A 22,267-nucleotide genomic window follows, 5' to 3' on the forward strand; every position below is an offset into this window, starting at 1 on the left:
ATACCGTCACTGAAGGGTCAGCACCTTGTTCTCGTCCTCCTGTGTGGCCCACAGGACGGTCTTCCCTTCGGATTCGCCGGTCCACATAGTGGCCGAGCAGCCGTCTTCGAAGCGGATCAGCACGGAGGTCGAGTCACCGTCGTCGATGGAACTCCACGTGCCGTCACCCGACTTCTTCTGGAGTCCTTCCGAGGAGCAGGAGAAGTATTTCAGGGTGAGGCCGGCCGCTGAGAAGACCTTGTTCTCCTTCAACGCCAGCTCGGCTCCCTCGCCCGTCCAGATGCGCACCAGGGAGGCGTTCTGGACCAGTTTCCCTTCCGGATACTGCCCGTAGTCCGTAGACACGTAGCAGCCGGACACCAGAAGGACCGCGACGGTGGGTACCGCCACCCGCCTCAAGGCCGCCCACAGCCAGGCGCTACGGCGCTCCGTGCCTGGCTGTTCTCGGTGCTCGCTCACCCGTCCCCCGTTCATCAATTGAGAATCACCACACGGAACGTGATGGTCATGAAGTGCGACTGCATCGCGGATCCCGAGGTGAAGGGCCGGCTCGCGATGATCCCGTCGTTATCGTAGCCCTGCACCATTCGGTCGGCAGCCGTCCCGTAGCCCGTGACGATGTGGGCGAAGGAAGACATCGTCATGTTGTTCTCGATGGTTATGCGTGCCTGCACACCGGTCGAGTTGGCACGGAGGATCTTGTACTTCGCTCTGTACGAACCGAGAACGGCTGTCGAGGTGTTGTGGTCTCCGGTGAGGATGGACCACTGGTCCGTCAGGAACTGGCGGATCTTGCCCGCCATGTCCTTCTTGCCGATCGAGTACGCCTTGAGTTCGCCCTCGAGCTGACCCTGGGTCCACAGCCGCATGATGCTCCGACGCTGCGCGGCGGTGATGTCGCTCATGCCGACCTGTTGTGCGACGCGGCTGTCCTCGCCGTAGGTGGTGGACCCTTCGAGCAGCCCCGCCGCCCACTTGATGCCGACCGTCCGGAGATCGTCGTCGCCTCCCCCGAGGACCGCGTCCTCAGGGTTGCAGCTGATCAGGACAGGCACCGTGGCGCACTCACGTGCCTTCAGATAGTCCGGGTGCGCGACACCTGGCGGGATGTAGGGGAGGTTCGTCGGTACGGGGCCCACCACGGGGCCAGGTGTGTACCCGCCGCAGGGAGCGAGCGGAACGACACCACAGGTCGGCGAACCGCCCGTCTGGCCCGTGCTGCTCGTGGTCGCGGTGCCGCTGTCGCCGTCGTGGCTGGATCCGTCGTAGCTGTCGGACTCCGGGTCGTTCTCCGGCTTGTACGTGCCGTACGTGCCGTTGCTCCCTGAGCAGAAAGAGGAGGGGTAGCAGGACTCCAGGCCGGTCGGGTCGGACAGGGTGGCCGGGTTGCTGTTGGCATAGGTGTAACCGTTGAGGGACTGGGCCTGGTCGGTGCTGAGGACCGGGTCGACGCTGACGAAGCGTCCGATCGCCGGATCGTACTCACGGGCGCCCACGTGGGTGAGTCCAGTGCTCGCGTCGGCGGTTTTCCCGAGGAAGCCCTTGTCGTCCGCCCAGGTGCCGGTGCCACCGGAACGCGTCGCGCCGAACGGGGTGGTGTAGCGCTTGGTGATGCCCTGGGTCGTCGCGTCGATCGCCAGCGAGGAGGTCCCGTGCTGGTCGGAGGCGAGCCAGGTCAGGGTGTTGGTACCGGACTTGTTGCTGCGCAGCGCGATGGTCGAGCCCGCGACGGTGTAGTTGCGCTGCGCCCAGTACTTGCCGGTGCCACCGTCGAGGTGGACTTCGGTGGCACCGATGTAAAGGACGGTCTCTCCGGCGGTGTCGCGGCGGATGAGGAGGTTGCCGTCGGCGCCGTACACGTACCCGGTGGTGCTGCTGCCCTCGACCACCTTGCCGAGCTTGCCCTCCTCGTTCCACACCAGGGACTGGGTGGCGTTTCCGTCGGGCCGGGTTGTGGTGTTGCCAGTGCCGTCGTAGGCGTACGTGGGAGTGACGCCGGTGCAGGAGGTCGCCGTGGTGACAGCGGTCACGGCGCGGACCTGGGTGCTGCCGTAGCAGTACGTCTTCTTGGTGTCGCTCCCGCCGGTTGTGTGGGTGGTCTCGGAGGCGCGGACACCGGAGTCCTGGTACGCGTACGACGTCCAGTACGGGCTGGCCCCACCGAGGTTCGCGGTGGTGCGGCCGGTGGCCGAGCAGTCGGCGGTCTTCGGGGTCCACGCCTCGGTGAGACGGCGGTAACCGTCGTACGCGAAGCACTGGTTGTCCACTGCCGACGTCCCGCCGAGGGTGGTGGGGTCGGTGATGGCGGTGACGTTGCCGACGTCGTCGTACGTGTAGTTGAGCTCCTGGAGTTCGAAACCGTGGGTCTGGTCGGTGACCACGGACTGGGTGAGGCGGTCGGTGCCCTCCTCGAAGGTGTTGGTGATGTACGCCTTCTTGGTGCCGGTGGCGGTGGAGGTGCCCAGCGTCAGCTGTTCGGTCTGGCCGAGCGCCGAGTAGCTGGTGCCCAGCAGGTATCCGCTCTCACCGGACATCGCGGTGGGCAGTCCGACCGCGTTGTAGTCGGTTTCGATCTGCTCGGCGGCCAGGCCGCCGACCGCTGGTTCCTTGGTGTATTTCTGGGTGCCGTCGATGCTGTAGTAGGTCGAGAAGTCGAGCGTGGCGGACGGGAGTGCGCCGGTTTTCACCAGGTCGTCGCCTGCGGGCAGTTGAAGCTGAGTGCCCTCGGCCCGGTACAGGCTGTCGTAGGCGGTGACCTTGCTGGTGTAGGCCGTGCCCGAGGTGCCGCTGCCGCCGACGTACCGGACCGAGGCGTCGAGCTTCCCCTTGGCCAGGGTGTCGTAGGTGTAGGCGGTGAGCTGGTTGGCGGCGACCTGCTCCTCGGCGGTGGAGGTGAGGTCGGCCGTGGCCGGGGCGCTCCAGGTGCCCGAGACCCGACCGAGCAATTCGTACCCGGTGATGACCACACGGCCTTGTGCGTCCTTGGTCCAGGAGACCTGGTCCAGGACGGTGTAGCCGGTGGTGGTCGTCCCGGTGTCCGGGTCGGTGCTGGATACCTGGCGGCCGTACAGGTCGTAGCGGTCCGACCAGACGGAACCGCCGGGCCCGGTCATCGTCTGCTGCTTGCCGTCACGGGTGTAGGTGAACGACGTCGAGGTGTAGGGGACTCCGGTGCCCGAGCCGTAGCCGGCGTCGGCCGGGGAGGTGCCGGAGTACTCACGCCGCTCGGTGGTGCGGCCCAACGCGTCGGTGATCACCCGGGTCGCCGAACCGCCGGCCAGCGCCGTGGTGGCAGTGGAGTCGCCGGTGTAACCGGTCGTGGTCGTCCACTTCTTCACCCCGTAGGTGTACAGGGTGCTGCTGGTGATCCGCTCCGCTCCGTCATAGGTCGTCGCCGTCTGCTGGGCGGCCTCGCCGTACTCGGCACGGGTGTACGTGCCGCTCGGGGTCTTGTCCTGGTCGAAGATCTGGGCGTACGTCTCGTAGGCCAGGCCCCGGCTGTCGTAGCGGGTGTCGGTCAGCATCCGCCCGCCGAGCGGGGTCGGCGACTGGGTCTGCAGCGGACGCAGCAACGCGTCGTAGACGCTGTAGGTGGTGTTGTAGGTGTCGCCGTCCGCCTTCAGGGTCCCCGTGGATGTCCAGGACGGTGCACTGTTGGTGACGGAGTAGGCGTACGTGTAGTTCGCGGCCTGCGACGACGCGTGGGAGCGGTTGGGCAGCCAGACCGCGGTGACCCGGCCCAGCGCGTCGTAAGCCGTCTCGGTCAGCTTGGTGTTGACGTCGTAGACCTTGACCGCCGCACCGCGCGCCGGATCCACATACGTGATGATCTTCTGGGTCTTGACGTTGGTGACGACGGTCCGGGTCAGCGGGCCCGTGTCCGTCGGCGTGTAGGCCGTGGTGGTGGCGTTCCCCGCCGCATCGGTGACGGACAGCGGACGGCCGAGTTTCGCCGTCGCCGTGTCGTAGGTCGTCTTGGTGAGCGTCTGCCACCCGGTGGGGTTGCGTTCGCCTCCGGTCGCCGAGGCGGGGTAGGCGCTGGCGCGTCCGGTCCAGGTGCCGAGGCCCAGGGTCGGGGTCTGGGTGGCGCTCCACGCCGTGGTCGAGGCGTTGTCGTAGACGGTAGCGAGGTCGGAGAGCACGTCACCGCGAGTGGCGGTGCTCGTCGGCAGGGACAGCGCGGTCTCGGCGACCGTGCACGACTGGCCTACCGTACGCGCGCGGGAGACAAGGGCGTTGATGCCGACACTGTCGTTGCGGGCGTACCAGGTACGGGTGCAGGTCTCGTCGCCGGACTTGGCGGTGTCACCCGTGTCGTTGGCGGTCGCGGCCATGCCGTAGTCGTCGTATGTGGTCGAGACGGTGCGGGAGCGCCAGTTCGACGAGGCAGTCAGGTAGGTGTGGGTGGCGGCCTTGCCGGTGCGGACGTAGTACGCCTCGGTGTCCGCGTACGACTTGTGCTGCGTGGCCGTCTTCTTCGACCAGAGGTCGTTGACCGTGACGGTGACGGGGGTCGAACCGCTATAGGTGATCTGTTCACGCGGGAAACCCGCGTACGGTTCGCTGTCGGTCTGGTCGGCGACGTCGAGGCCGCTGACGTCCACCCCTGCCACGGTGGCAGAACGCCGGGCGTCCGGGTCCAGCGTGCCGTCCGACTTGAGCAGCCGGTCGCCGTTCATGCCCTGGAGATAGACCGAGACCGACTTGGTCTGGTTGCTGCCCACACCCTTCGTGGTGGTCACCTGGCCGTAGCCACGCCAGATGGACCAGGTGCGTTCGTCGGCAGGAGTGAAGGGATTGTCGTTGTAGTGCCAGGCGGGCGCGGAGTAGGAGTACGCGTTCTCCACGGCGTCGTTCTTGCCGGTCGGGTCGGACGTGTTGACCGCGAGAACCCGGTACTTGTGGAACCAGTCGATGGAGGCGTTCTCGGCCCCGTTGATGTTCCAGAACTGCGGATAGCAGGACTTGGTGTTCTCGTCCGCGGCACTCGGCATGTTCGAGCCGCGCACGCACTCCGGCTCGGAGAGGGTGACCCGGGTGATCGCGCCGGTCTCGGAGGTGACGCTCTCGATCCGCGGACGGCGCAGCGGCAGGATGTTGTCGGTGGCGTCGACCCGGTTCTTGCGCATCTGGTAGGTGAAGTTCACCGGCGGCAGCGCGATGTCGGTGCCGTTCTTGCCCGTGTGCCGGATGCTCTTCAGCGTCAGCGTCTGGTCACTGGTGTCCCCGATGTCACCACCGTCCAGGAACTCCTGCGTGAACGCCCACGAGTCGACAGCCGTGAAGGCACTCGTGGCCGCCGACCAGACGAACGTGTCGGTCTGGGTGAGCCGCTTGCGGCTGAAGAAGGACGGTCCCGTCGCATCGCAGTCGGCGTCCTTCTTGCAGATCGCGTCGAAGGGCACGTCGGGCCAGTTGTCGGAGGTGTCGTCCGTCAGCTCCGAGCAGTCGGTCGCGGTGCAGCGCTCGGCGTAGGTGAAGGTGACCTTGTCGGAGGTCACGCCGGAGAAGAGGGCGGTCGCGCGCTGGCCGTAGAGGATCTTGCTGAGGTAGCCGCCGCGGATGTACTGGGTGGTGGCGGTGTCGGCGCCGTTCTTGGCGTAGTAGTTGGTCTCCGGCGTGTACCAGTACGACATGGCGTTGCCTCGGAGGTCCTCCACGTAGTCGAGGTTCCAGCGCCAGGCCTGGGTGACGGAGCGGTCGGCGAAGGCGGAGCCCTGGTCGTAGCCGGGCTCGCCGGAGTCGTCACCGTAGACCGGAACAGTCCATACGGAGTCGGTGCGTTCGGTGCCGGCACCGGGCAGCTTGTTCAGACCGAAGACGTACTTGCTGCCCTCACCGGTGACGACCGTCCAGTACTCGCCGTTGCCGTCGCCATTGTCCGCGCCGGTGGAGTGCGTGACGGTGGAGGCGTCGTCGTCCTTGAGCCGCCACACCCCGCTCGTGTCGTCCTTGACCAGCTCACTGGACTTGCCGTTCAGGACGAGCGAGGCGTTCTCGTACTTCCAGCACAGGTCACCCTTGTCGTCCTGGCCGTCCTTGTCACAACTGCCGTACGACCGCTCGACGTAGGACGAGGAGGAGAGGTCGAAGCCCTCGCCGAGCTGGGTGGCCTGGTTGTTGGTGGACGCGGTGCGCCCGTCGATGCTGCCCGAGTCGTACGACAGTCCCAGCGACGGAGCCGGACCGGCTGCCGCGGGCGGGGTGTCCAGCTCGTACGACCAGTTGAACGAACCGGAGGAGCCACCGGCCTGCCAGGTCGAGGACGAGGCGAGCGGGGTCGCGGAGTAGTCGCCGGAGCCTGACGCGGAGGTGGCGGACGTGGCGGACAGGGCCAGCACGGTCGGCGCGGCCGAGGAGGACGCGGCCAGTGCGACGTCGGCGGAGAGCGTCTGTCCGGCGATGTCGTTGCTCGCCTTCAGCGGCGTGCGCTCGTTGCACGCTGCCTTGTCGGGCGTGGTCAGGGCACAGGCCGGCAGCTGTACGAGGCCGAGGCGGCCCGACCAGCCACCACCGTAGGCCGAGGCGAACTCCGAGTAGTCCAGGGTCAGATGAGCCCGGCCCGGCTGGGAAGCCGTCGCGGTGAACACAACACCCTTGATCCCAGCGGCCGTTGTCGCCTTACGGTCCAGCACCCGGATCGTGGAGTCACCGGAGGCCTCATTCCCCACACTGCCCCGCGCGACCGTGACCGGCAGCCCACCGGCCTCGACCGCAGCACGACCCGACCGGGTGCCCGGGATGGCAACCGTGACCCTGCCGGGCGCGGGCCACACCGCATCCTGCTCGGCCACAGCACGATCGGCCTGAGCCTCGTTCTCCTTCTGCGATTCGGCGACATCCGCGCGAGCCTGCTTCGCCCCCAGGCCGGTGACCGCGCTCACGTCGCTGTCCCGCTGCTCCGGCACCTCCGGCCGCCCCAGCCCCTTGGTCGCCGGGGTCACCGCCTGCGCGGCGGGTAACGCACCCGTGGCGGTCAGCGCGAGCGCCAGCACCACTACGACGCCCGCACGTCTGCCGCGCAGCCAACGAACCACTCTTGTACCCGTGTTCACGACAAACCCCCGTCAGGCACGACCACCCGCGGCGGCCGGAGAAGGAAAAAGGGAAGAAGGGATGGGAAAGGAGCCAGATGCCTTCTCACACTCGGAGAGGCTTTTCCGGGAATCGCCGGAACTTCCTTCTTCTCAAGCCGACATGACGATCCATCACATCTGACAGCACAACAGCCCCCGTAGCCGCACAGCTTTCGCACTGAGATCACAGTTGTACTCAGATTGACCGCACACCGTCAAGGTTTCAACGGGTGTATTGATCCACACACCGATCCGACCACGCATCGATTGCGCACCGGCAAAGGGAACGGAATCAAACAGTCCGTAAATTGGCGAGGAATTCGGGCAACTCCGATCTCCGCCTTCCGGTGCCCCACTCGGAGATGCGGAGGAATTCATACCGATCACACGTATTCGCCGGTCTCAGACGCCGCTCGCATCCTCCAGGACCAGGCGCATCTCCGGATGGGCGGGGTGCGCGCGGGGAATGCCGGGCGGAAGTACAGGCGCGAGCACTCTGAAGATCGCGTGCATCGCGTGGTCCGAGTACCCCGCATGCGTCTCGGTGGCCTGCAACAGCAGCCCACCGCTGCTCAGTTCCTCGATCCGGTGGAACACCCCGGTCGCGGCCAGCCGCTGCCGGCCGCCCAGCCGGGCCGCCAGTTCGCTCGGCACACCGGTGACCCATGCATAGCCCCGCAGATGCGAACGGGACTCCCGCAGGGACTTCCTGTGGGCTCGGCGCAGCCCCGCTTCCAGGTTGGTGGTTTCGGAGAAGTTGAGATGTTCCACGCGTACGAAGACCGGATCAGTGCGGTCCAGCGCCTCGGCGAGGAAGTCCACGATGCGCGCGCAGAACTCCGGATCGCCGGTGCGCTCACCCGCCGTCGTCCCGACGGAAAGCGCCGCGTAGCTTCCGTCGCTGCGCAGATACGACCCGTTCACGCGACCAGCCACGTCGATGGTGTCGTACTCGTGATCCACCGGGCTGTGGACGGTGAGGTCGGCGTAGAAGGGATAGCGCCGCAGACTCGCCTCCAGCGCGGGCCAGTTGTCCCACACGCCGCTCGTCCGCAGTTCCTTTCCGCCTCCTTGGAACAACTCGTCGACCAGGATCTGGGAGTCGGTGAAGGCCGACGGATCCGGGAAGAAGGAGTCGACCGCGGTCCGGAACCACCGGACGAAAGCGTCCCCTCGGGACCCGACCGACCGCTCGTCGAGCGTTGCCTCGATGTGTAAGTCCATACCCGGAGCCTCGGCTTCCATCGCGGTCTCCCCATCATGTCGTCGCACACCCCGCCGGCCGCCGTCAGGCCAAGTCCAACGGATTCACGCCCGTGCCCAGTCCGTCGTTTCGACGAAGTCTCTGATCTCCGCCATTCCGGTGCGCCACTCGGAGATGCGGTTGCCGTCCTCGTCCACGACGCTGTGAGGCTGTACGGAGAGCCACGGAGCGTCCTCACGGAACGGCACCTCCACATCCGCGTCCACGCCCGAGCCCTCCAGGAAAATGACCGAGTTCTGCACGAAGACGTCGTCTCCCTGCCGGTAAAGCGGCCAGCAGAATACGAAGTTGCTCGTCTCCGGCTCGGTGATCGACGACATCAGGCACGACACCGCTGTGTCGCTTTCCTCGAGAATCCGCAGCGCGCGGCGCCAACTCCGCAGATAGTCCTCGGTTCCCCAGTAGGAGAGATTCATCGGGAAGGACTCCGCGAAGTCCCCCACACTGATCCGCCCCGCCGCCTCGGGAGACCCGGTTGATGCGTCTCCCGAGGCGGGACCGTCGACCACCTCGATCGCGAAACGGTTATGGCTTGAGGTAGTTGAGGTCTGGGTCGTAGGTTCCAATGCGCTGTCCTCTGCGGTTGAACATCTTCCAGCCGTCCGTCACATTGTGACCGGTGTTGTCGCGCGTGATGTAGTTCTTGCCGTTGAAGAACACGTCTTCGCCATGAGAGTCGAAATGCGCCTTATTCGTGGGAATCCGCGTCTTGTAGCCGAGGGCGGCGGCCCGGTCGCCGTCCGTGGGCTTGTAGAAATTCCGGTTCGCATCGCTCCTGTCTTTGACCTTCGACGGGCTGTAGGGGTCTCCTTCGACCCCGGGAGCCGGCTTGTAACCGGGCTTCGACTCCGTGACGGGCGGGGCCGGGGGATCGCCCGGCTTGCCCTTCGGCTTCCTGCCGCCGCTGCCGACGGCCATGCCCAGCGCGGCGGCGGTCGATTCCGGATTCAGCCCGTGCCGCTCGCCCCAGGCGATGTACCGCTTGGTGAGGCATTGCCCCTCGATGACGCAGGAGGGCGTGTAGAGCGCGCTCGTGAGGTCGATGACCGTCGTGACCGGCATGCCCAGGCCGAACAGGAAGTTGCCCACCGGGTTGCTGTTGTTGTTTTCGGCGACCCACTGCCGCACCGTCGGGTCCAGGGCCCAGGCGGGGTCGAAGTACGGGAGCGGGCTCGGCACTTGGCCGCCACTGATGGTGCTGATGCCGCCACCGCCGAAGAGGGTGCCGCTACCGGTCGTACTGGCCGTGCCGTGCTGCTCCCGCTCGGGGTGGTACACGGAGTCGCTGTCGGGGACGCCGTTGCTGCATCCGGTGATGACCCCGCTCATGCACTCGGGGGTGCCGAGACCCGAGGGGTCGGAGAGCGTGACGGGATTGTTCTCGCTGTAGCTGTAGCCGTTGAGGGACTGGCTCTTCCCGGTTTCCAGCAGCGGGTCGACGCTGATGAAGCGGCCGGTCGAGGGGTCGTACTCGCGGGCGCCCAGGTGGGTGAGCCCGGTGCCCGTGTCGACGGCCTTGCCGAGGAAGCCCTTGTCGTCCTTCCAGGTGCCCGTGCCGCCCGAGCGGGACTGGCCGAAGGGAGTGAAGTAGCGCTTGGTGACGACCTGGTCGGTGGCGGTGAGAGCCAGCGTGGAGGTGCCGTGCTGGTCACCGGCGAGATACACCAGGCTGTCGGCGCCGGACTTGTTGGTGCGCATCGCGACGGTCGAGCCCGCGACACCGTAGTACCGCTGGGCCCAGGTCTTGGCCGTGCCGGAACTGTTGTCGAGGTGGACCTCGGTGCTGCCGAGGTAGAGGACGGTGTCCCCGGACGTGTTCCGCCTGATCAGGAGGCTTCCGTCAGCGCTGTAGACGTACCCGGTGGTACTGCTTCCCTCGGCGAGGGAGCCCAGGCTGCCCTCCTCGTTCCAGGCGAGGGACTGTGTCGCGACGCCGTCCGGGCGGCCGGTGGTGTTGCCGGTCGTGTCGTAGGCGTAGACCGGGGTTACTCCGGTGCAGGAGGCCGCGGTGGTGACGGCCGCCAGCCGGTGGGCCTTCGTACTGTCGTAGCAGTAGGTCTTCTTGGTGTCGCCGGCGGTCGTGTGAGTGGTCTCGGTGGCCCGCAGACCGGAGTCCTTGTACGTGTACGAGGTCCAGTAGGGGCTCGCGCCACCGAGTCCCGTCGTCGTGCGCCCCGCCGTCGAGCAGTCGGCCGCGGACGGGGTCCAGGCCTCGGTGAGGCGTCGGTAACCGTCGTAGGCGAAGCACTGGTTGTCGGCCGCGGAGGTCCCGCCCTGGGTGGTGGGGTCGGTGATGGCGGTGACGTTGCCGGCGTCGTCGTAGGTGTAGTTGAGCTCCTGGAGTTCGTAGCCGTGGGTCTGGTCGGTGACCACGGACTGGGTGAGGCGGTCGGTGCCCTCCTCGAAGGTGTTCGTGATGTACGCCTTCTTGACGCCGGTGGCGAGTGAGGTGCCCAGGGTCAGCTGCTCGGGTGCGCCCAGTGCGGAGTAGGCCGCGCCCAGCAGGTATCCACTCGTGCCGGACAGCGCGGTAGGCAGCCCGAAGCCGTTGTACTGCGTCTCGACCTGCTCGGCGGCGAGCCCGCCGGCCGCGGGCTCCTTTGTGTACTGCTGGGTGCCGTCGATGTTGTAGTACGAGGAGAAGTCCAGCGTGGTGGACGGGACCGCACCGGATTTCACCAGCGCATCGCCCTCGGGCAGCACCAGCTGGGTGCCCACGGCGTGGTACAGCGCGTCGTAGGCGGTGACCTTCTGGGTGTAGGCCGTGCCCGAGGTGCCGCTGCCGCCGACGTAACGGACGGAGGTGTCGAGCTGCCCCTTGGCCACGGAGTCATAGGTGTAGCCGGTGAGCTGGTTCGCGGCGACCCGCTCCTCGGTGGTGGAGGTCAGGTCGGCCGTGGCCGGGGCGGTCCAGGTGCCGGAGACGCGGCCGAGCGGGTCGTAGCCGGAGATGACGACGCGTCCGGCCGCGTCCTTGGTCCAGGAGACCTGGTCCTTGTCGGTGTAGCCGGTCGTGGTCCTGCCGGTGTCCGGGTCGGTGGCCGAGGTCGCACGGCCGTACAGGTCGTAACCGAAGGACCAGACGGAGCCGTCCGGTCCGGTGACCGTGAGCTCCTTGCCGTTGGGCGTGTAAGTGGTGGAGGTGGACGTGTAGGGGGCGCCGGTGCCCGACCCGTATGCGGGGTCGGCCGGGGAGGTGCCGGAGTACTCACGCCGCTCGGTGGTGCGGCCCAGCGCGTCGGTGATCACCCGGCTCGCCGAGCCGCCGGCCAGGGCGGTGGTGGCGGTGGAGTCGCCGGTGTAACTGGTCGACGTGGTCCAGCGCTTGACACCGTAGATGTAAAGGGTGCTGCTGGTGGCCCGTTCCGCTCCGTCATAGACGGTTGCGGTCTGCTGGGCGGCCTCGCCGTACTCGGCACGGGTGTAGGTGCCGCTCGGGGTCTTGTCCTGGTCGAAGATTTCGGCGTACGTCTCGTAGGCCAGACCCCGGCTGTCGTAACGGGTGTCGGTCAACAGCCGTCCGCCGAGCGGGGTCGGCGACTGCGTCTGCAGAGGACGCAGCAACGCGTCGTAGACGCTGTACGTGGTGTTGTAGGTGTCACCGTCCGCCTTCAGGGCCGACGTGGACGTCCAGGACGGCGCGTCGGCGGTGAGGGAGTAGGCGTAGGTGTAGCTCGCGGCCTGCGACGAGGACCGGGAGCGGTTGGGCAGCCAGACGGCGGTGACCCGGCCCAGCGCGTCGTAAGCGGTCTCGGTCAGCTTGGTGTTGACGTCGTAGACCTTGGTCGGGGTGCCGCGCGCGGGATCCAGATAGGTGTAGCTCTTGTAGGCCTTGGCGTTCGTCACGACCGTGCGGGTCAGCGGTCCGGCGTCCGTAGGGGTGTAGGCGGTCGTGGTGGTGTTGCCCACCGCGTCGGTGACGGACAGGGGGCGCCCGAGTTTCGCCGTCGCGGTGTCGTACGTGGTCCTGGTGGCCGTCTGCCAGGAAGTGGGGTTGCGTTCGCCTCCGGTCGCCGAGGCGGGGTACGCGGAGGCCCGGCCGGCCCAGGTGGCGAGCCCCAAGGTGGGCGTCTGACTCGCGCTCCAAGCGGTCGCCGAAGTGCTGTCGTAGACGGTCGCGGTGTCGGAGAGCACGTCACCGGGGGTGGCGGAGGACGTCGGCAGCGACAGCGCGGTCTCCGCGACCGAGCAGGACCGTCCGACCGCACGGCTGCGGGAGACCAGGGAGGTGATGCCGATGCTGTCGTTGCGCGCGTACCAGGTGCGGGTGCAGGTCTCGTCACCGGACTTGGCGGTGTCACCCGTGTCGTCGACGGCCGAGGCCATGCCGAAGTCGTCGTAGCTGGTCGCGAGAGTACGGGTGCGCCAGTTCGACGAGGCGGTCAGGTAGGTGTGGGTGGCGGTCTTGGCGGTGCGGACGTAGTACGCCTCGGTGTCGGCGTACGACTTGTGCTGTGTGGCCGTCTTCTTCGACCAGGGGTTGTTCACCGTGACGGAGACGGGTGCCGAACCGTCGTAGGTGATCTGCTCGCGCAGGAAGCCGGCGTAGGTGTCACTGTCGGTCTGGTCGGCGACGTCCAGGCCGCTGACGTCCACTCCGGCGACGGTGGCCGAGCGGCGGGCGGTGGCATCGAGGTCACCGGCCGCGTTCAGCAGCCGGTCGCCGTTCATGCCCTGGAGGTAGACCGACACAGTCTTGCTCCGGTTGGTGCCCACGCCCTTGGTGGCGGTCACCTGGCCGTAGCCGCGCCAGGCGGACCAGGTGCGCTCGTCCGCGTCGACCAGCGGGTCGTCGTTGTAGTGCCAGGCGGGCGCGGAGTAGGAGTACGCGTTCTCCACGGCATCGTTCTTGCCGGTCGGGTCGGAGGTGTTGACCGCCAGGACCCGGTACTTGTGGAACCAGTCGATCGAGGCGTTCTCGGCCCCGTTGATGTGCCAGAACTGCGGATAGCAGGACTTGGTGTTCGTGTCGGCAGCACTCGGCACGTTGGAACCGCGCACGCACTCCGGCTCGGACAGGGTGACCCGGGTGATCGCACCCGTCTCCGAGGTGACGCTCTCGATCCGCGGACGGCGCAGCGGCAGGATGTTGTCGGTGGCGTCGACCCGGTTCTTGCGCATCTGGTAGGTGAAGTTCACCGGCGGCAGCGCGATGTCGGTGCCGTTCTTGCCCGTGTGCCGGATGCTCTTCAGCGTCAGCGTCTGGTCACTCGTGTCCCCGATGTCACCACCGTCCAGGTACTCCTGGGTCAGCGCCCAGGAGTCCACGGCCGTGAACGCGGCACCGGAGGCCGACCAGGCGAAGGTGTCGACTTGAGTGAGCCGCTTGCGGGTGAAGAAGAACGGGTCCTTGGCGTCGCAGTCGGCGTCCTTCTTGCAGATCGCGTCGAAGGGCACGTCGGGCCAGTTGTCGGAGGTGTCGTCCGTCAGCTCCGAGCAGTCGCTCGCGGTGCAGCGCTCGGCGTAGGTGAAGGTGACCTTGTCGGAGGTGACTCCGGTGAACAGGGTGTCCGCACGCTGCCCGTAGAGGATCTTGCTGAGGTAGCCGCCCCGGGTGTACTGGGTGGTGGCGGTGTCGGCGCCGTTCTTGGCGTAGTAGTTGGTCTCCGGCGTGTACCAGTACGACATCGCGTTGCCGTTGAGGTCCACGACGTAGTCGAGGTTCCAGCGCCAGGCCTGGGTGACCGAGCGGTCGGCGAAGGCGGAGCCCTGGTCGTAGCCGGGTTCGCCGGAGTCGTCACCAAAGACGGGGACCGTCCACACCGACTCGGTGCGCTCGGTGCCCGCGCCAGGCAGCTTGTTCAGGCCGAAGACGTACTTGGTGCCCTCGCCGGTGACGACGGTCCAGTTCTCACCGTTGGAGTCGCCGTTGTCCGCGCCGGTGGAGTGCGTGACGGTGGAGGCGTCGTCGTCCTTGAGCCGCCACACCCCGCTCGTATCGTCCTTGACCAGCTCACTGGACTTGCCGTTCAGGACCAGCGAGGCGTTCTCGTACTTCCAGCACAGATCCGCCTTGTCGTCCTGACCGTCGTCGTCGCAGCTTCCGTAGGAACGCTCGATGTACGACGAGGAGGACAGGTCGAAGCCCTCACCGACCTGGGTGGACTGGTTGTTGGTCGAGGCGGTACGACCGTCGATGCTCCCCGAGTCGTACGACAGTCCCAGCGACGGAGTCGGACCCACAGCGGCGGGCGGCGTGTCCAGCGGATACGACCAGGTGAACGCACCGGACGAACCGCCCGCTTCCCAGGTGGAGGACGGGGACAGCGGGCTCGCCGAGTAGTCTCCGGAGCCCGAGGCGGACGCCCCTGAGGTGGCCGCCAGGGCAAGCACGGTCGCCGAAGACAGCGCCACGTCCGCCGACACGGCCTGCCCCGCGACGTCGTTGTCGGAAGCCAGCGGCGTACGAGTACGGCAGGCGGCCTTCTCCGGTGTGGTCAGGGCGCAGGCCGGCAGCGCGACGAGACCGAGCCGTCCCGACCAGCCGCCGCCATAGGCCGAGGCGAACTCCGAATAGTCCAGGGTCAGATGAGCCCGGCCCGGCTGTGAAGCCGTCGCCGTGAACACAACACCCTTGACCCCAGCGGCCGTTGTCGCCTTCCGGTCCAGCACCCGGATCGTCGAATCACCCGAGGCCACATTCCCCACACTGCCCCGAGCCACCGTGACCGGCAGCCCACCCGCCTCAACCGCAGCACGACCCGACCGGGTGCCCGGAATGGCAACCGTCACCCGGCCGGCCGCCGGCCACACCGCATCCTGCTCGGCCACCGCCCGATCGGCCTGAGCCTCGTTCTCCTTCCGGGACGCGGCGACATCCGCACGAGCCTCACCTGCACCCAGACCGGTGACCGCGCTGACATCGCTGTCCCGCTGCTCCGGCACCTCGGGGCGGCCCAGCCCACCCGTCGCGGCCGTCGCCGTCTGCGCTGCGGGCAACGCGCCCGTGGCGGTCAGCACGAGCGCAAGCGCCACCACGACGCCCACGCGCCCACCGCGCAGCCAACGAACCACTCTCGTACCGGTGTTCACGACAAACCCCCGTCAGGCACGGTCGCGACCACACCGGCGACCACGGAATGGAAAGGAGGAAAGGAGAAGGAGTGGGCAGGGCGCCCGCCGACGTCAGCGGGCGCCCTGCGCGTGCGGCCGTCAGCCGCCGGTCATCGTGTCCACCTGAGTGCCGTCCGCCGCCGCGCCCACCCAGATCCGGATGTCCGAGATCCGGCCGGGCAGGTAGTGGCCCCACGCGCTGCCCACGTACGCCTTGCCGGCCGCGAACTCACCCGAGCCGACCACGGCCGTGTACGGGGTGTCGATGTCGTTCTGCGTCGAGTCCAGGTAGAGCGCGACGGTGCCGCCCTGCGCGTCGTACACCCCGGTCAGCCGCACCCGGCTGCCGACCACCGCCGCCTCGTCGGAGTCCGCGGCGGTGAAGGTGCCGTCGGCGGCGAGGCGGCCGAACCGCCAGAAGCCGACGGGGACTTCGTAGGGGTTGTCGTCGTCGTCGAACCGGGTCTCGGTGCCGGTCTGCTCGTACCAGAGGCCCCAGGCGGAGCCGTCCGCGGTGCGCTGGCCCAGCACCTGGCCGATGTAACCGGTGCCCTTGGCGTTCAGCGCCGCCTGGTCGAGTTCGACCTCGGTGGTGACCGTGAAGGAACCCGTGTCGTCGACGACCGGTCCGGTGACCGTGGCCGCGTCGTTCGTGCCGTCCATGACGATCGCCTCACCGTCCAGCGAGGCGCCCCCGGACAGGGTGAGCGTGCGCTCCGTGTAGCCGGTCAGGGTGTCGGCGAGCGTGGTCGCGGTGACGCTCGCGCCGTCCGGGTTCCAGGCGCCCACCATCTCGGTGGCCGTTGCCGTGCCGGTCGAGTCCAGCAGCTTGGCCTCCTTCGCCACGTCGCCGGGCTGCAACGCCTCCTGGAAGACGGCGGCCTCGTCGATGCGGCCCTTCCAGTACTGCAGGTACGTGCCCGACACATAGCTCGCCCTGCCGAACTGCAGGGTCCCGTCGGGTGTCTGCTTCTCACCGCCTGCGGGCACGGTCACCGGGCCGCCCTGGGCCCGGCCGTTGACGTACAGCTGGATGGTCTTCGCGTCGGCGTCGTACACGCCCGCCACGTGGGTCCACACACGCAGCGGTACGCCCGCCACCTCCGCGCCGGCGGCGACGTACTGCCGCGCGCCGCTGCTGTCGGTCCAGTTGAAGCGGAAGATCCACTTCTTGACGCCGCCGGAGTAGTAGAGGGAGAAGCCCGAACTGTCGCTGCCCGTCTGGGACATGACGGTGCGGTAGTCGGTGTTCTCCGTCAGGTACGCCCAGGCGGAAACCGTGTACGAGGACTGGGTGTTGACGGCCGGAGCCGAGGTCGCCGCGTATCCCGTCTGCCGCGTCGGGTCGGTCACGTCGTTCAGCCACAGCGAACGGTCCGAGGAGCCACGTCGTCCCAGCGACGACCAGCCGCTGCCGGTGGTGTAGAGGGTCGCCGGGTGGCGCGTCCCCGCCGTCGTCGCGGAGTCGGACGCGACCGTCTCGCCCGAGCCGACCGCGCTGTCGTTGAACTGCCAGCGCCCGGTGGCCCCTTGGCTCTCCTGGACGTTGAACCGCACGCTCGCGATGGCGCCCCAGCGTCCGCTGCCCACGTTGTCCAGTGCCCGCACCTGGAGCACCTGGGTGCCGGCCAGTTCCGGTGGGATCTCCTTGGTCACGGCTGTCGTTCCGGGTATCGCGGCCGACCAGGTCTTGGACGAGGACAGCTTGTAGCGATAGGCGACGACCGTGTTAGTGTCACCCGCCGCCGGGTTGAAGATGAACTTGCCCTTCACGCCGGGGCCGCCGGCGGGCACGCAGTCGTTCGCCGTGCACAGCGAGTACGGGCTGCCGAACGTGATCAGCGGCGCCTTGGGAGCCGTCGTGTCGACCTTGAAGTAGCACCAGCCCTTGGTCGTCACCGTGCTGGACGACTGCAGATAGCTGTTGCCGCTGTTGTAGTAGGAGCGGGTGAACACCGCCATCCGGTACGTCCCGCCGTCCGTCAGCGTGATCGGCGAACTGACCGACACCTTCTGGTTGTCGTTGACGTACCCGGGGCTGACCGGCCGCACCGGCTCGGTCACCAGGTCCCACGCGGTGCCGTTCTTCTTCTGCACGTAGAAGTGCGCACGCAGGTTCGCGTCGTTCTCACCGCCGGCGAGGGTCTGGACCACCCCGGTGAGCGTGGGCGTCGGGTCCGAGAGCACGTCGGGGTCGTCCGCGTCCGTCTCGCAGGAGGAGATCTCCCCGGACAGAACACCGGGGCTGGTCGGCGGCGCGGGCACGCCCACGTAGGTGACGTCCAGGACCGCGTCGTCGTCGAACCGCTTCCAGCCGTTGGGGTCCGACTCGTTGTACGCCTTCAGCATCAGCGTCAGCCGGGAGAAACCGCCGGCCGCGAACGCCTTCACCGTGTTGGTGAGGTTCTCGTAGTTCTGCGCCGGGTCGTCGTTGAACTCGATCGGAGCGTCCGGCTGATCGGGGTCGCACGCCGTTCCACGGCCGGCCGAGACGGTGCGGTCGCCCATGATGTCCCAGTTGCTGGTCGGACCCGGCCACCTCGTCGCCGACGAGATGTTCGGCGTCCGAACCAGCTGCACCGTCGTCTTCTCGCACGACATCGACCACCGCTCGGTCACCCGGAACGTGGCGTCAAGGACCCGCTTGCCGCGCAGCGCGGTCGGCGCGAACTCGAAGTACATCCGCTGCTTGTAGCCCGAACCGCAGTAGTAGGAGTAGCCGCCGGTGACATACGTGCCGCAGTAGCCGACACCCTCGCCGTCCGAGCCGCCGGAGAAGTTGTAGAAGGTGTCGCCGTCCGAGGACAGCAGCGTGCGCTCGGACTCGCTCCAGGACACGTCGGGGTCGATGTACAGCGGGTAGACGGTGTCGTCACCGGTCAGCAGCGCGGAGTCGGGCACGACGGTGATCGAGTCGGTGTCCGCCGTGACCGGCAGGACGGCGGATGCGTCGCCGTCACCGGGACCTTCGGTCGGGTCGGAGGCGGTCTCGCCGTCGCCGTCCTTGACGGGCTCGTCCTCGGCGGCGGTCAGCGACATCGCCGACACCCCGGACGCCGCAGCCGCGTCCCCCGCGGAGTCCCACTGCCGAGCGGCAGGCGTACGGAACACCGCGTTGCCGTTCTCGTCGACGGCGTCCAGGCCGCCGCCGGTCCCGCCGCGCAGGGTCAGCCCCTCGGTCTCGACGGGGAAGTCCAGCTTCGTCAGGTCCTCGTGGGCCGCCGCCTCGGGCGTCTTGACGACGAGCACCTCGCGGTAGCCCTCGGTGGTCGCGGTCAGCCGCAGGTCCACTCCGGGCAGCACCTCCGCGTACACCGCCGAGGCGCCCTCCAGGGTCGGCTCGGGCAGGGTGCCCGGCCAGCCGACCGTCAGCGACCTGCCGCTCTCCTCGACGGCCACCAGGTCGGCGCCGTCTCCCCCGCCGGAGAAGGACACGTCCGCGACCGCCGCCTTCGGGCCTACGGTGCCGTCCGCCCGCCGCTCCAGGGTCGCGTCCGGCTCGGCCCACGATCCGTCCTTCCGCTGCACACGGACGGGCACGGTGGACTGACTGAGGGAAAAGGTGAGACCGTCCGGATTCGCGTATGTCGTCGTGTATTCGGTGCGTTCACCCGCGATCTCCACACGTTCGCCGGTCTCGGCCGCCTTCGCGGCGGCCTTTTCGCCCTCGGAGAGGCTTTTCGGAGAATCGGCGGAAAGCGAATTCGCGTGCGCCTTTGGGGCGATTGCCGTGACACCGGCCGGAATCCCCACCAGTACGGCCATGGACGTCACGAGGACCGCGACATCACGCAACTTCCCTCTTCGCACGCCGACATGACGATGCATCACATCTGACAGCACAACAGCCCCCGTAGCCGCACAGCTTTCACATTGAGGCCACAGTTGTACTCAGATTGATCGCACACCGTCAAGGTTTCAATGGACAACTGATCGACCGCGCGCCGTCGACGGGATCAGAATTGAACAACTGGTTAACCGAGGGGTAATTCACGGGATACGGGGCGATCCAGGGACCGGTATTTCGAACACGCGGCCCCCTCTTGGACCGCCCCGACCCATCGACCGGCGGACTACAGCCGCTGAATGATCGTCCCGGTGGCCAGCCCCCCACCCGCACACATCGTCACAAGCGCGAACTCCTTGTCCCGCCGCTCAAGTTCATGCAGCGCGGTCGTGATCAGCCGCGCCCCCGTGGCCCCCACCGGATGCCCGAGCGCGATCGCGCCGCCGTTGACGTTGACCTTCTCCAGGTCCTGTTCGAAGACCTGGGCCCAGCTCAACACCACGGACGCGAAAGCCTCGTTGATCTCGACGATGTCGATGTCCTTCAGGGACATGCCGGCCTTGCCGAGCACCGCCCGTGTCGCGTCGATCGGCCCGTCGAGGTGGAAGTGGGGGTCGGAACCGACCAGCGCCTGCGCCACGATCCGCGCCCGCGGGCGCAGCTTCAGTGCGCGTGCCATCCGTTTGGACGCCCACATGATCGCGGAGGCGCCGTCGGAGATCTGGGAGGAGTTGCCCGCGGTGTGGACGGCCGTGGGCATGACCGGCTTCAGCCGGGCCAGCGCCTCCATGGTCGTGTCACGGAGCCCCTCGTCCCGGTCGACGAGCCGCCACATTCCCTGGCCCGCCCGCTGCTCCTCCTCCGTGGTGGGCACCTGTACGGCGAAGGTCTCGCGCTTGAAGCGTTCCTCGGACCAGGCGATGGCGGCGCGCTCCTGCGAGATGAGGCCGAGCGAGTCGACGTTCTCGCGGGTCAGGCCGCGATGGCGGGCGATGCGTTCCGCCGCCTCGAACTGGTTCGGCAGGTCCACGTTCCACTCGTCGGGGAACGGTTTGCCCGGCCCGTGCTTGGATCCGGAGCCGAGCGGCACCCGCGACATCGCCTCGACGCCGCACGAGATTCCGACGTCGATGACGCCCGCCGCGACCATGTTGGCGACCATGTGCGAGGCCTGCTGCGAGGAGCCGCACTGGCAGTCGACGGTCGTCGCCGCGGTCTCGTACGGCAGGCCCATGGTGAGCCAGGCGGTGCGGGCGGGGTTCATGGACTGTTCGCCGGCGTGGGTCACCGTGCCGCCGACGATCTGCTCGACGCAGTCGGCCTGGATGCCTGTGCGGCCCAGGAGTTCACGGTAGGTCTCGCCCAGGAGGTAGGCGGGGTGCAGATTGGCGAGCGCGCCGCCCCGCTTGCCAATGGGGGTGCGTACGGCTTCGACGATGACGGGTTCCGCGACCATGGGGGCTCGTCCTCTCCTTGGGCCTGTCCACCCGCGCGGCGCGGGCGTCCCGGCCACCCGCCGCGCCGAACTAGTACGCGTTCTAGTTCTGTGTGCAGTCTGCTGAGCCAACCCCCCGCGCCGCAAGGGTCGTGCAGCCGTGGAAGTCGTGTTCCGTACAGATCCCACACATGATTCGGGCCGCCGCGCCCCTTGCTAGTTGTAGAACCCGTTACTACCTTCACGGCAGTTTCCCGTTCCTGATGCACCGTCAGAGAACACCGCAGAGAACACCGTCAGAGAACCAGACCGTCAGAGGACCGTTGAACGGCGGGAGTTGCCGATGCCCTGTCCAGCGCTGCCCGACGGGTTCGATTTCACCGACCCCGATCTGGTGCTCCACCGCATACCCTTCCCCGAGTTCGCCGAGCTGCGCGGAACGGAACCGGTCCACTGGATCCCCCAACAGCCCGGTATCGCGGGCTTCCAGGACGACGGCTACTGGGCCGTGACGCGCCACGCGGACGTCAAGTACGTCTCCACACACCCCGAGTTGTTCTCCTCGTTCCTCAACACCGCCGTCATCCGCTTCCACGAGCACATGCCGCGCGAGACGATCGAGATGCAGCGGCTGATCATGCTCAACATGGACCCGCCCGAGCACACCCGGGTCCGGCAGATCGTGCAGCGCGGCTTCACCCCGCGCGCGATCCGCTCCCTGGAGGCGGCCCTGCGCGCCCGCGCCGGTTCGATCGTCGAGCACGCGATCGCCGGCGCGGGTCCCGACGGCGCCTTCGACTTCGTCACCCAGGTGGCCAGCGAACTGCCCCTGCAGGCGATCGCGGAGCTCATCGGCGTCCCGCAGGACGACCGGGCCAAGATCTTCGACTGGTCCAACAAGATGGTGGCGTACGACGATCCGGAGTACGCGATCACCGAGGAGGTCGGCGCCGAGTCGGCCACCGAACTCATCTCGTACGCCATGAACCTGGCCGCCGACCGCAAGCAGTGCCCGGCCAAGGACATCGTCAGCACGCTGGTGGCGGCCGAGGACGAAGGCAACCTGGCGTCGGACGAATTCGGCTTCTTCGTACTGCTGTTGGCCGTCGCCGGCAACGAGACGACCCGCAACGCCATCACCCACGGCATGCACGCCTTCCTCACCCACCCCGACCAGTGGGACCTCTACAAGCGCGAGCGCCCGAGCACCGCCGCCGAGGAGATCGTCCGCTGGGCGACCCCGGTCATCTCCTTCCAGCGCACCGCGACCCAGGACACCGAACTGGGCGGGCAGCAGATCAAGAAGGGCGACCGCGTCGGCATCTTCTACTCCTCCGCCAACAACGACCCCGAGATCTTCGACCACCCGGAACTCTTCGACATCACCCGCGACCCCAACCCCCACCTCGGCTTCGGCGGCGGAGGCCCGCACTTCTGCCTCGGCAAGTCCCTCGCCACCCTCGAGATCGACCTCATCTTCAACGCCATCGCCGACGCCATGCCGAACCTCCGCCTGGCCGGCGACCCCCGCCGCCTCCGCTCCGCGTGGCTCAACGGCGTCAAGGAACTCCAGGTCAGCCATACCTGACACGCCGTCAACCGAGCTCGGGCCGACGGCCTCCCGGCACCGTCGGCCCGTCTCACGGAAGGCG

8 protein-coding genes are annotated in these 22,267 nt (G+C 67.9%); 1 reads left to right on the top strand and 7 read right to left on the bottom strand.

Annotated features, from left to right (window positions below; translation table 11 throughout):
• Positions 1-6: 6 nt before the first annotated feature.
• The 7 genes from OG219_RS14820 to OG219_RS14850 form a co-directional block, all read right to left on the bottom strand.
• Positions 7-459 carry a hypothetical protein gene (locus tag OG219_RS14820; RefSeq protein WP_266826693.1) on the bottom strand — a complete coding sequence of 151 codons (453 nt, stop codon included), beginning with the start codon at positions 457-459 and terminating at the stop codon, positions 7-9.
• 14 nt (positions 460-473) lie between these two features.
• Positions 474-7,055 (bottom strand): RHS repeat-associated core domain-containing protein, encoded by a 6,582-nt coding sequence (locus tag OG219_RS14825; RefSeq protein WP_266826695.1) that lies wholly within the window; start codon positions 7,053-7,055, stop codon positions 474-476.
• 423 nt (positions 7,056-7,478) lie between these two features.
• Complete coding sequence (locus OG219_RS14830) at positions 7,479-8,300, bottom strand: hypothetical protein (protein WP_266826696.1); 822 nt, start codon at positions 8,298-8,300, stop codon at positions 7,479-7,481.
• An 84-nt stretch (positions 8,301-8,384) separates the two neighbouring features.
• Positions 8,385-8,756, bottom strand: coding sequence for a hypothetical protein (locus OG219_RS14835; RefSeq protein WP_266826698.1), 372 nt, complete (start codon positions 8,754-8,756; stop codon positions 8,385-8,387).
• Positions 8,757-8,865: 109 nt separating this feature from the next.
• Positions 8,866-15,372 carry an RHS repeat-associated core domain-containing protein gene (locus OG219_RS14840; protein WP_266826700.1) on the bottom strand — a complete coding sequence of 2,169 codons (6,507 nt, stop codon included), beginning with the start codon at positions 15,370-15,372 and terminating at the stop codon, positions 8,866-8,868.
• 120 nt (positions 15,373-15,492) lie between these two features.
• Entirely contained in the window at positions 15,493-19,188 is a 3,696-nt protein-coding gene (locus OG219_RS14845) for a LamG domain-containing protein (protein WP_323183276.1), read from the bottom strand.
• Positions 19,189-19,466: 278 nt separating this feature from the next.
• Positions 19,467-20,636, bottom strand: coding sequence for a steroid 3-ketoacyl-CoA thiolase (locus tag OG219_RS14850; RefSeq protein WP_266826702.1), 1,170 nt, complete (start codon positions 20,634-20,636; stop codon positions 19,467-19,469).
• 322 nt (positions 20,637-20,958) lie between these two features.
• Between OG219_RS14850 and OG219_RS14855 the strand changes: the two genes are divergently transcribed.
• On the top strand, positions 20,959-22,203 hold the full coding sequence (locus OG219_RS14855) for a cytochrome P450 (RefSeq protein ID WP_266826704.1): 1,245 nt from the start codon (positions 20,959-20,961) through the stop codon (positions 22,201-22,203).
• Positions 22,204-22,267 lie beyond the last annotated feature (64 nt).

The sequence above is a fragment of the Streptomyces sp. NBC_00038 genome, assembly GCF_026343635.1.
In the GTDB taxonomy this organism is placed as follows: Bacteria; Actinomycetota; Actinomycetes; order Streptomycetales; family Streptomycetaceae; genus Streptomyces.